Origin of the sequence: Gracilibacillus oryzae (genome assembly GCF_009498735.1) — a bacterium.
Classification (GTDB): domain Bacteria; phylum Bacillota; class Bacilli; order Bacillales; family Amphibacillaceae; genus Gracilibacillus; species Gracilibacillus oryzae.
Genome location: NZ_ML762445.1, coordinates 1 through 11,621, shown reverse-complemented (window position 1 = coordinate 11,621; position 11,621 = coordinate 1). Strand labels below are relative to the sequence as shown.

Sequence of the window (11,621 nt, the reverse complement as noted above, 5' to 3'; positions counted from 1 at the left end):
AATGAACGGGTTGAGCACTGAGAAGGAATATCGAGCAGTAGCCGAGGCATGCGGGGAAGAACAATTTGCTTTAGAGCCAACCGGCGGCATTGACAAAAATAATTTTGAAGCTATTGTAAAGATAGCCCTGCAAGCAAACGTGCCGCAAATCATCCCACATGTGTACTCCTCTATCATTAATAAAGAGACCGGAACAACAAATGTTGCTGATGTGCGGGACCTCTTTTTGACAGTGAAAAAGCTGGTAGATCATGATGGGTAACAAGATAGCTTCATTTGGCGAAGTGATGATGCGCCTTCAGGTTCCGGGCCATGAGCTATTGTCACAGGCGAGCAGCTTAAACTACTCCTTTTCCGGTACCGGGGTAAATGTTGCTGCAGCTTTATCACATTTAGGGCATGATACATACCTTGTATCAACAATACCAGATAATCCAGTAGGTGATGCGGCGATCAGTTCTCTTCACAGGCTTGGCATAAAGTCTTCCTTTATCAATCGTAACGGAGCATCTATCGGTATGTACTTCCTGGAAAATGGGTTCGGTGCAAGGCCTAGTCGCGTTACCTATTCAAACCGGCTGGAAAGCAGCTTTAATCAGGCTCCAGCTGCAATATATGATTTTGAGCAAATCTCCAAGTATGTTGATATCGTTCACTTTTGCGGAATCACACTAGCGATGAATGATGCCATACGAAGTCAAATAAAGAGTTTTGCCAAAACAGCAAAGCAGAATGGTTGTCTTGTTGTATTTGACTGCAACTACCGCCCTTCTCTCTGGGGAGAAAGTGGATATGAAAAAGCAAGAGCACATTACGAGGATATGCTCCATCTGGCAGATATTGTGTTCATGAATGAAAAGGACGCCCTGTTTACCTTAGGAATGCAGACTAAGGAAAAAGAAAGAGAAAAGCAGCTGAAAGAACTCCTGCCGGCTATTGCCGATCAATACAAGATACCGATTATTGCCGGGACACATCGAACTATTCATGTTAATCAGATCCACTCCTTACGAGGCTTTTTATACAAAAATAATAGCTTCACCTACAGCAAGGAAATGAGTTTTTCTGTACTGGATAGAATTGGTTCAGGGGATGCATTTGCTTCTGCCATTATACATAGGGAGTTAAAAGGGTATTCTAACCAGAAAATGGCAGACTTTGCTGTCAGTGCAGCGGTACTTGCACACACAATCACAGGAGATTCCCCCTTACTTTCTGAAAAAGATATTATCCAGGCGATGGGAAAAGGTATCAGGGATGTCGAAAGGTAGATGAAGAAGATTGAAAATATCACGAAAAAAAGGGCCATTATATACACAGGTAAAAGATATATTAAAAGATAGAATCTTACACGGCAGATATGCAATGGATGAATACATACCTGCTGAACCACAGTTAGAAGCGGAATTCAGTGTAAGTAAAATTACTGTCCGCAAAGCCATTGAAGAACTTGTTCAAGAAGGATTCCTTGAGAAAAGGAGCGGTAAAGGAACAAAAGTCATCCGAAATACTTCCACCTCCAAGCTTTCCAAAGGGAAACGATTTACAGAGTATTTAGTCGAGAGCGGACATCAGCTTTATAAACAACTGATTGAAAGCAAAGAGATAAATAATGAGAAAGACAGCAAGCTTTATACCTTATTTGGGGAAAAATGCATCTGTATGAGGCGCCTTTATCATCTAGATGACAAACCGTACATTTATTTTACCCATTATTTAACAGAACAGATGGAAGACATCCTGCACGAAAAAACGAAGGATCGTTCCTTATATCAGTTAATCGAACAACAAGCTATCCATTTAGAGAATTTCACCGATAACTTTGCAATTGCCACTGCACCTCCCGAAGTCGCAGAATTACTAAATGTAGAGCCAGGCAAGTCCCTGCTCAAGCGAATGCGTTATTCTTATGATGAGTTTGATAATCTGATTGAGTACAGTGAAGGCTATTACAATACGGAATTGCAGGAATATGTGGTGACATATAACAAGTAATACTTCTATCATTAAAAGAGAAATAAGCTAAAAAGGTAGAACGAATCAAAAAGTCGCTCTGCCTTTTTTCTTATTTCACGAAACTTGAGTGTTGCTTGTCTTTGCCTGTGGTGAAGGCCTTTCTGCGTATAAACACAATTCTTTCCTCTCTATTCCATATATCTAACATCATCTCAGCATCATGAGAATCGTATAGTAATCAAATTCTATTGATTTAGCTTAAAGTAATAAAATTTCTCGTAAAGGTAGAATATTTTAATTTTCTTGAAACGTGTAGTATAATATAAACAGGAACGTTTGTTCTTGAGGTAAATTAAAGAACATTACAGTCATACTACTTTTCTTTTTTGAGGTGATTATAAATGACAGAGGAGGAATTTAATAATTTGCTAATAAATAGGACTACAGAACACATTGAGCAGAATATCGATAAATATATTCAAATGGTGGCCGTTTGGATATCGAAAATATTGTTAGCTGATACAAAAAACGATATTACTTTTGAATTTGATCCACAATGGGATAGATCAGGTACAATCTATAAAACAGAAAAACAATTTAATATAGACGATTATTCAACATTGGATAGTTTTATTACAAATGAATATAACGGTTCAAGCCGACCTTCTTATTTAAGCGGAATGGGCACGTTCCATGATTATTACTTAAGTGAACTGGATGAGTTAACTGACGAATGGGTTTTATTACAATTGACAGAAATTATTGCTTTACTTTTACAAGAAAATAATAGATTAATTCTTGAATTTGCAAGATTAAACGATCTGGATAATAATAACAAATCCACAAATCAATTGGCAACGGAAATTTCACAACTAGTTTATAGTGATGGTTTTATCGGAGATTTCTTAGTTGTTGATGCTCCCATAGAACTAAAAGAAAGTATTGGTAATATGGCAATTAAATTTCTATTTAAATTCGGTAAGCATGAAGCAAAAGTGGAGTTACGACAAGAAGAGAATGACAGACAAAAAAGAATGAAGGAAGAAAAAAACAAAAAGGTAAAAGTTGAAAAATGCTGGAATAAAATTTGCTTGCTGCACAAAGTTAAGTATCAAAAATACATGCCTGAAAAAGTAGAAAAGAATTATTTTAACAAATATGTCTATCCTATTTTAAAAGCAGAATTTAGAGACAATAAGAATGCAGCAGATATACAATTAATAGGAAAGTTCCTTAGCTTTAAATTTTCCAATTCAGTTGCAGTCATTCTGAGTACATACAAATGCTAATTTTCGACACAGAAGAAGTTCCACCTAAAAAAAGGATAATAATTACAAACATAAAATAAGTCGTCTCAAAGTATCTAATTTATCTTTAGTCATGTCTAACCAGAAGCACCAACCTATTGTCCTTTCTTTAATCGAATACCCTACTTTTTACATAATTGATGTCCTATCGTTTTGTTTCATCCATTCATCCAATATGTTCTCCACTTTCTTTTTAATAGCAGAATGGAAATAATTTCTTACCTCTTGCTTACCTTTAGATGTAAAAAGATATGAGGTGAAAGTTTCTTGTTTTTTACTTAAGATAACTTTTATTTTTTCCTGTTGCATTTGTTTCTTTAATTGTTTTCTTTCCTCTACACCTGTCTTTTGCACACTCTCCAACAAAGCAATATAATGGTCGCTAATTTTAAATAATGATGACTTTTTTAGCATGTTTAAATCCCGATCAATTACTTTTAAGGTCAAATCCACAAATAAATACCTAGATGCTATTTGCCATTCTATTGGATCTAAATTTCGCATTATGCATTCTCCTGAAATGTTAAATTTATAACAATATAACCCTGACCATTACAAGTTCACCACTACTTACTATATGCTATCCAATAATAGTTAAGATAATTCCTTCTACTGAGTTAAAGTTATTTTTTCATAAGTAGTTATTATGCAAGTGAATTATTCTGCTCATTAAACCTTTACACTTTATTAAGCGTAATTTGCATCAGAAATTCTAATTTATACGCACTACCATAATTTTCATTCTATGACTAGGGACAACAAGGTACGCCCACCATATTTTTGTAAGTTTCTTTAGCCAAATAAAATAACGCTCCTTACAAATAGTAAGAAACGTTGATATAATAATTTTCTCATGTTGTTTTAAGTACCGGTGGAACGAACCCAATTCACAACTCTTTTAATCGCTGCTTTGCCTGAACATCACCTTTTAAAGCAGCTTTTTGATACCACAACTTAGCTTTTTTCAGATTGACTGGTGTTCCAATTCCATTCTCATAACAAAGACCAAGATTATATTCACCATAAAAGTCACCTCTATCAGCAGCCAGTTGATACCAGGATATCGCTTCATCCCCTCGATCACTTTCCACCGCCTCATGCCCTAGGCGATTTGCTGCGAACACATCACCAAAAAGGGCGGATTCAGTAAACCATCGTTTAGATTCTTCCATGTCTATTTCCGTCCCCACACCATTTTCATACATATAGCCAAGTGTGTACATTGCTTCTGGTACACCTTTATCGGCTGCTGCCTTGAAAAGTTCTAGCGCTCTTGCCTCATTCTTCTCCACATACTCCCCGCGTAAGTACATATCTGCATAGTTGTTTAGGGCATCCCCATGCCCCTTTTCTGCAGCTTGTTTATAGTAAAAATACGTTTTTTCCAAATCATGTACCACTACTTTACCTACAAAATATTCATTACCCAGCCAATAAAGGGCATCTGCTCTACCGGCCTCTGCTGCTGCTTTGAACCAGTCAAAGGCCCATTCATCACGCTCAATTGATTTGTAAAAATGACCAAGTTCGAGTTGGGTATCCGGGTCACCTTCAACAGCTTTTTGATACAGGGAAATAACTTCATCTTCTTCTTTTTCATTGATATAAATTTCCGCTGGATCATTTGGATGGTTCAATGTTTCAGATAATATAGTTTCTAAATCACGTATCAATATAGATTTATATTCCTTCCGGAAGGTCGTTACGTGCACTAACTGCGTATACAAGATATGAATATCATCAGGAAGTTTACTTTTCGAAGAAACACATTCTTTTAAAATTAAAGAAAGTTCTTCCATAATATGATCACTTGCAGTTAGATTTCCTAGTAGTTCAGCAGCTTTCGTATAACCATTTTCAGATAATTCTTGTTGTAAATCCACTTAAAAGACACCTTTCTGTTATCTAATATATGTAAAGTATTCCATATTAACCGGACAATCTGCAACGATTAGGTAAGTGTTTTCCAAGTAACCTATGTAATAGGGACAGGAAATGGGGGGGCATCGGGTGATTGTTCATCGAACCTTTAATTAGAGTCAGTTTATATTGGTCATTTTTTATATTTCTTCAGGAGTTTAAAAGACTATACAGTACTCGCTTGAATCTTTGTTTGAACAAATATCTTTCATCTCCTTGCTCCTTTTCATCATTACAAACACATTTATGTAAATTGAAGTTTTTATGACTGTCCCTGATCATTATTATAAATCATATCCATTCCCCTGACTAATCAACACCCTTTTTAAAAAATTCAACTATAATTAGAAAAGCGCAAAGCGCCCGTTCTGCCCCGACAAGCTTAAGCGAAACTGCGACGTGGCGATCTTTGCCACATAGCAGGATCGCTTAAGACCTCGAGGGGCAGGCGCTTGGAGCTAGACATCTCAGTTTATGCTTTCTTACCTTATGAAAAAAACGGGAAATTGCACACAGTCTCATTTGTTACGACCTAGTATTTAATCAGTTGTGTGCTTAATTAAATAGTAATTCCTTAAAATGAACAGTGTTTAGCTTAGAAAAAAACTAAAAATAGCAGATTTATATATGCAAGGTTCTTCCCAGTTTTCAATCACAACATCAAAATCATTCTAATAACTTGTAACAGTTGCTTTTAGTTGAGCTAATTCTACAGCGAAATTATCACTGCTTACGATATGCAGCGGTCTTCTTTTTCCATTTAATCCAACTATTCATATCTCCGTTGAAATTCATGTCTATCCTCGCTTCGAGTTTAGCGGATTCAGAGCTAGTTCATTGATGCGAGTGAAGATGCCAAATCATCACTTCTGAGTACTCTAATATCTGAAGAATGGCCATCTTGTACAAAGCAGGGTCAATTTCATCAATCATTAATTCGGAGATCAATAACTACATATAGATCTTATAAAACAATACAATCAATATGCTATATTGAGAGTACATAATGATCATTGTGTTATAAAATTTACTCAGTACTTGTATAAAGACTTGCATATGACGTAACGTAATATGATTTAATGGAATTAGGAGTGAGCGCCATGTCTGAAAAGCTGTATACGGTAAGTGAACTGGCTAGATTATCCGGGACAACTGTACGAACGATTCAATATTACGATAGGATCAAATTGCTTGTCGCAAAAAGGACTGGAAAGAAAGACGCAAGATACTATACGGAAGGGGATTTGATGAAGCTACAACAAATCTTATTTTTCAAGCGAATCGGCCTTCCTCTGAATGAAATCAAGCATCATATCCTGAATTCCAACAATGCGTCGGATATCAAACAGATTTTAAAGAATCAAGCGGACCTTCTCATTCGACAGGAGATGGAGATCAGAATGACACAGACGATTATTAAGGCCATTCTGGCTTCCATAGACGCAGATCCTGATCAAAATCTGGAACCGATCATAAAACTCGTACTAAGTCTGAACAAGCAAACTGTCCTTGACTATGCGAATGTGGAATTCGACCAGCAAACGCAGCAATTATTCAAGAACCAATCCAAGGATGATTATCAGGATCTCATAAATTTTTGTTGGCAGTGGAAACTTCTTATATTGGAAACGGCCGCCTATAAGCTTAACAATGCTTCGTATAAATGCCAGGCTGGGTTTGAATTAGGTCGGAAGTGGGATGAATTTATCAAACATTCAACTGATGATGATCCGAAGATGTTGACGGCCTACGCCAAAGGGCTTGAGCAAAGCGATCATTGGCCGGAAGAAGACTTATTTTTGTATAATTTTTGCAAGGATTTCATCGACGGTGCTCATCACTATTATCTTACAAAAAAGGGTGATGCAATTGATTAAACTAGTTAATCTGACCAAAAAATACGGGAGCAAAACCGCAGTCGATCACTTGGATCTTGTTCTTACACCTGGTGCAGTCACAGGCTTTCTGGGACCTAACGGATCTGGTAAATCGACCACGATGAAAATGATTATTTCGCTTGTCCGACCTACGCTTGGAGAAGTTGTTGTAGATGGAAAAGCTTATCGGGATTTTCCTGAACCGATCAAAAGAATCGGGACGTTAATCGATCCTTCTGCATTGGATAAAAACCTTACAGCCAAGCAACATCTATCTATTATTGCTACAGCTGCTAACATTAATCCTCAACAGGTAGAGGAAATGCTCAGAGTAACAGGCTTGGAAAATGCCCAAAATAAAAAAGTAAAATCCTACTCACTTGGGATGAAACAACGATTAGGCATAGCCACAGCTCTACTCGGTAATCCTGACACCGTCATTCTGGACGAACCGTTTAATGGCATGGATGTTGATGGTATCAAATGGCTGCGGGGGTTGTTCAAGCAACTTGCGAAAAGCGGGAAATCTGTCTTAGTATCCAGCCACTTGATGAGCGAAATTCAAGCAGTAGCCGATCGCGTGGTCATTATCGGACAAGGGAAGCTACTCGCGCATATGACTATGGATGAATTGAAACGGAGGAGTTTGAGCTCATTCATTTATGTTGAGGCGAACAACCTGGAAAAGATAAAGAGAGTTTTACTGGAAAAACAAGCAATTGTTCAACATAGAAAAGCAGGTCTGGAAGTCAGAAATTTGGATGCCAAAGAAATCGGGGAACTCGCTCTCGAAAACCAAATTGTTCTACATGAATTAACAAAGGTTACCCCGTCGCTGGAAGATGTATTTACTGAGATAACCGATGGAAAAGCAGACTATATCTCTAAGGAAGTGAACATGGATGAAACACTTAATTAAAGCCGATTTCAAAAAAATTATGTACCTGCCGAGCTACCGATATATGATCTTAGCAACAATTCTGCTGAGTATCGTGTTCGGAATCATTTTCCTGTTCACGATCGAAGTCACCCAAGGGAAATTGCTGACAGAACTATCTGTCCTGGAAGTTATCGATATTACTTTACTTGGGATGGATGCAGCTGCTATTATGCTTATCATCTTTGCAGCTATTTTTGTCACGAAGGATTTAACTTCAGGGGCTGTTCATACGAACCTTGCTATAACACCTATACGCAGAAAATACTATCTAACGAAACTTTCTTTCATAGCCATACTATCCATCATAATTAGTACGGCTCTGATCATAGTATTTTTCGTATTTGATCAGTTCATCATTTCGATTAATCAGATGGGTGCCTTGTCATTTGATTCCGGATTTTTTGCCAAAATCCTTGGGTCTGTGCTCATGGTACTATTCTACAGCTTGCTGAGTGCGGCCGGTGCATTTTATTTTCAGTCTACACCTGGAGGAATTGCCTTTGCCTTGAGTGTAATGTTCCTGCCTGCACTCATTAAAATGTTCCCGGACGACGTGTCGGAACTGTTATTGTCCGTATTTCCAGAAAAATCGCTGCATACATTTATCAATATTAACGCAACTAACAGCTCTTGGGTCGGTGCGATAACAGTTCTTCTAATCTGGATCATGTTAACATGCGCTATCAGCTTCTGGCGATTCAAGAAAATTGATTATTGACATCAGTCTTCTAATCATAATATGAATGGTCCCTTCTTTCTTTGCTATTTCAAATGGTGCATCAATTATTTTATTGTATGGAGAATTCACTTTTTAGAGCCATTGTTATGCCTTTCCAATTGTAAGTCGAATAATACAGGACGATTGTTATAAAAATTAAAAATATTGAGGCTGGAACATAACTAGCCGAAATAAATATTGTATAATACTTGTCCATATGGTTCCCCTTCAAATGAGGTTATGGTTTGGTAACTTTAATTTTATCAGAAGGAAGCTTTTTTCCGACTGTTTTATTCGTGTTAAGACCCGAACTTTCACTAAATAGTTCGGGTCTTTGTTTATGTGCAAATTTGGTTTATATGTTGCTCCGTCAAAACATTTTCTAATTGGATGTCCAAACTTTGTTCTAAATCATTAGAATAGACTCATAAAAAACAAGGGAATAAGCCCAGAAATATACCAATATAAACATAATACTAGCACTAACCCTAAAAAGTTGTCCTAAATATTTGCTAAATCTTGATTTGTCATTTTGCCGGAAAGGTGTTGTATTAGCAGTTCTTTTTGTTGGTAGCATTTCAATCACCTCATTATACTTCTATCTGGTGAAATGAATTTGTAAATGAAGCAAATAAAAAACTCCGGCCACCAGGCTAGAGCTTCTTCATATTTAGCATACCAAGCATAACCTTTATATTTTTCTTTGTGGGATTTTGAAGTTTTCCCTTCTGGCTGAAAATTTTACACCAGTTTTCAAGCTTCTTGCAAGCCAGCCAACATTACAGATTTGTTCTTGCTTAACATTATTTGTAGCTTGTTATTTTATTATTAATTCGTAAATAAATAGTCGTTGTTATTTTCAACAATCGTTCTACTTGTTTAAAAATGTCACTAAATCAGTTTACTTAATAAAGTAGTTCAATGTAACCTTAATATATAGATATTTAATTTTAAATAATGTGAGTTTGTGAAGAAGTACACTTAAACTAACGAGCAGGATTGCTTAAATATGAAGTCTTAAAAAAAGTTAGGGTAAAATCTTATGAAACTAAAGCTCGAAAAAGCCGTATATAATATAAGTGGTTTATAGATTAATACACTTTAACAAATGGAGAGGAGGATTAATGTGAGTAGATCAAGGTTTCGTGGATTAGGAATTGTTCTTGGTGTAGCGATTGGCACTAGTGTAGGAGTAGCTATTAATCAAGTAGCAATTAGTATTCCGCTCGGTATCGTGTTAGGCTTAGTCCTTGGTACCTTTTTAGACAAACGGAGGCATTCGTAGGGAATATTGGATTTATTAGACTGACTGGGGGATGTATATGGAGACTATTAAAGAACTGACAACACTTGAAGATTGGCGAGATGTATGGAAACGTTCGATGGATTCACGGATATTAGTTTATAAACATAGTACAACTTGTATGATTAGTGCAAGAGCCTTCAAGCACGTTAAGACTTTCCAGAAGTTAGAAGGAGATAAAATAGATTGTTATATGGTGAAGGTTATAGAAAGCAGAAGAGTATCCAATGAGATTGCAAAGGATACAAACATTCCTCATAAATCACCTCAAATTCTCTTCATAGAAAACCAACAAATTTTATGGAATACATCACATTGGAAGATAACAGAACATCACATAAGCGAAGCAGTTCGTTAATTATCGTACTAGGGCGAACAGGGGATGTTATTAGATGGTAAAGAAAATGAGATTAGTGTACTAACGGAGAGCAAGAGTTGAACAGGGGGCTGTCGAATACGGCAGCTCCTATTTTGTAAAAGTGGCAGGAAAGTTGAGAAAGGTGAGGGGTAATAAAAGTAGTGCTATTATTATATTTTATTATTTTTCAGTGATTGCCTTTTTGATAATTTTTAATTCTTCTTCTGTTAATTCTTTACGTCTCTTCACAACAAATAACCCCCTAGTGCACACGATTCGAGGCACACAATTTTCACTTATTTTTGTCGTGTTAAAAGCAATAAAAAAAACCCCAACATTATCGTTGAAGTCTTGGTATTACTAGGTTTCAAGTACCGGTGGTCGGGGTCGAACCGACACGTCCGTGAAGACACGGGATTTTGAGTCCCGCGCGTCTGCCAATTCCGCCACACCGGCATAAATAAAAATGGAGGCGGCAACCGGATTTGAACCGGTGATAAAGGTTTTGCAGACCTCTGCCTTACCACTTGGCTATGCCGCCTTAATCTTAAATATATGCTTTGTTTATATATTATATGCAAATGGAGCGGAAGACGGGATTCGAACCCGCGACCCCCACCTTGGCAAGGTGGTGTTCTACCACTGAACTACTTCCGCAAAATGGCTGGGCTAGCTGGATTCGAACCAACGCATGACGGAACCAAAAACCGTTGCCTTACCGCTTGGCTATAGCCCAACATATAAAATAAAAAAGTTATAATCATTAAATGGGGCGACCAGTGGGGATCGAACCCACGCGTGCCGGAACCACAATCCGGTGCGTTAACCACTTCGCCATGATCGCCATTATAATTATAATCAAAACAGGGGTAGTAGGAATCGAACCCACACTGGAGGTTTTGGAGACCTCTGTTCTACCGTTAAACTATACCCCTATAATAAAATGGTGGAGGGAGTAGGACTCGAACCTACGAACCCGATGGGAACGGATTTACAGTCCGTCGCGTTTGGCCAACTTCGCTATCCCTCCATATTTAAATACAAGTGAAAATAATAAGTGGTGGCTCGGGACGGAATCGAACCGCCGACACACGGATTTTCAGTCCGTTGCTCTACCGACTGAGCTACCGAGCCAGGAAATGAATAATACTTTTGAATTGTTATAGTGGCGGTCCGGACGGGACTCGAACCCGCGACCTCCTGCGTGACAGGCAGGCATTCTAACCAACTGAACTACCGGAC

General features: G+C 37.5%; 11 protein-coding genes and 8 tRNA genes. 9 read left to right on the top strand and 10 right to left on the bottom strand.

All coding sequences use genetic code 11. The features are described from left to right. The 4 genes from F9U64_RS23180 to F9U64_RS18455 all read left to right on the top strand — a co-directional run. Positions 1 to 262: KDGP aldolase (locus tag F9U64_RS23180; RefSeq protein WP_228275793.1), on the top strand; the 262-nt coding region annotated here is incomplete at its 5' end. Next, positions 255 to 1,271, top strand: a complete 1,017-nt coding sequence (locus F9U64_RS18465) for a sugar kinase (protein WP_153406377.1) — start codon at positions 255 to 257, stop codon at positions 1,269 to 1,271. The genes F9U64_RS23180 and F9U64_RS18465, both read left to right, overlap by 8 nt. A 10-nt stretch (positions 1,272 to 1,281) precedes the next feature. Next, positions 1,282 to 1,995, top strand: coding sequence for a GntR family transcriptional regulator (locus F9U64_RS18460; protein ID WP_153406376.1), 714 nt, complete (start codon positions 1,282 to 1,284; stop codon positions 1,993 to 1,995). A 362-nt stretch (positions 1,996 to 2,357) separates the two neighbouring features. Continuing rightward, complete coding sequence (locus F9U64_RS18455) at positions 2,358 to 3,245, top strand: hypothetical protein (RefSeq protein ID WP_153406375.1); 888 nt, start codon at positions 2,358 to 2,360, stop codon at positions 3,243 to 3,245. A 147-nt stretch (positions 3,246 to 3,392) separates the two neighbouring features. Here F9U64_RS18455 and F9U64_RS18450 read toward each other — a convergent pair whose 3' ends face one another. Both F9U64_RS18450 and F9U64_RS18445 read right to left on the bottom strand, forming a co-directional pair. Further along, complete coding sequence (locus tag F9U64_RS18450) at positions 3,393 to 3,767, bottom strand: YhjD family protein (RefSeq protein WP_153406374.1); 375 nt, start codon at positions 3,765 to 3,767, stop codon at positions 3,393 to 3,395. Positions 3,768 to 4,150: 383 nt separating this feature from the next. Further along, positions 4,151 to 5,146, bottom strand: a complete 996-nt coding sequence (locus F9U64_RS18445) for a tetratricopeptide repeat protein (RefSeq protein ID WP_228275792.1) — start codon at positions 5,144 to 5,146, stop codon at positions 4,151 to 4,153. 1,137 nt (positions 5,147 to 6,283) lie between these two features. Between F9U64_RS18445 and F9U64_RS18440 the strand changes: the two genes are divergently transcribed. From F9U64_RS18440 to ytxJ, 5 genes are all read left to right on the top strand, one after another. Then, positions 6,284 to 7,060 (top strand): MerR family transcriptional regulator, encoded by a 777-nt coding sequence (locus tag F9U64_RS18440; protein WP_194287435.1) that lies wholly within the window; start codon positions 6,284 to 6,286, stop codon positions 7,058 to 7,060. Continuing rightward, complete coding sequence (locus F9U64_RS18435; RefSeq protein WP_153406372.1) at positions 7,053 to 7,979, top strand: ABC transporter ATP-binding protein; 927 nt, start codon at positions 7,053 to 7,055, stop codon at positions 7,977 to 7,979. The genes F9U64_RS18440 and F9U64_RS18435 overlap by 8 nt, the downstream gene beginning before the upstream one ends. Further along, entirely contained in the window at positions 7,963 to 8,718 is a 756-nt protein-coding gene (locus F9U64_RS18430; protein WP_153406371.1) for a hypothetical protein, read from the top strand. The genes F9U64_RS18435 and F9U64_RS18430 overlap by 17 nt, the downstream gene beginning before the upstream one ends. A gap of 1,126 nt (positions 8,719 to 9,844) precedes the next feature. Continuing rightward, complete coding sequence (locus F9U64_RS18425; protein ID WP_194287439.1) at positions 9,845 to 10,003, top strand: glycine zipper domain-containing protein; 159 nt, start codon at positions 9,845 to 9,847, stop codon at positions 10,001 to 10,003. 37 nt (positions 10,004 to 10,040) lie between these two features. Then, the gene (gene ytxJ, locus F9U64_RS18420; protein WP_228275791.1) at positions 10,041 to 10,379 is read left to right on the top strand and encodes a bacillithiol system redox-active protein YtxJ; all 339 of its coding nucleotides are present in this window, start codon (positions 10,041 to 10,043) and stop codon (positions 10,377 to 10,379) included. Between the two features lie 372 nt (positions 10,380 to 10,751). Here the strand turns inward: ytxJ and F9U64_RS18415 are convergent. The 8 genes from F9U64_RS18415 to F9U64_RS18380 form a co-directional block, all read right to left on the bottom strand. After that, positions 10,752 to 10,835: transfer RNA gene (locus F9U64_RS18415), tRNA-Leu, on the bottom strand. A gap of 11 nt (positions 10,836 to 10,846) precedes the next feature. Beyond that, positions 10,847 to 10,920: transfer RNA gene (locus tag F9U64_RS18410), tRNA-Cys, on the bottom strand. 41 nt (positions 10,921 to 10,961) lie between these two features. Beyond that, positions 10,962 to 11,036, bottom strand: a tRNA-Gly gene (locus F9U64_RS18405). Positions 11,037 to 11,040: 4 nt separating this feature from the next. Next, a tRNA-Gln gene (locus tag F9U64_RS18400) sits at positions 11,041 to 11,115 on the bottom strand. A gap of 32 nt (positions 11,116 to 11,147) precedes the next feature. After that, a tRNA-His gene (locus F9U64_RS18395) sits at positions 11,148 to 11,223 on the bottom strand. 20 nt (positions 11,224 to 11,243) lie between these two features. Further along, positions 11,244 to 11,314: transfer RNA gene (locus F9U64_RS18390), tRNA-Trp, on the bottom strand. A 9-nt stretch (positions 11,315 to 11,323) separates the two neighbouring features. After that, positions 11,324 to 11,409, bottom strand: a tRNA-Tyr gene (locus F9U64_RS18385). A gap of 28 nt (positions 11,410 to 11,437) precedes the next feature. Further along, positions 11,438 to 11,513 (bottom strand) — tRNA-Phe (locus tag F9U64_RS18380). Positions 11,514 to 11,621: the final 108 nt, after the last annotated feature.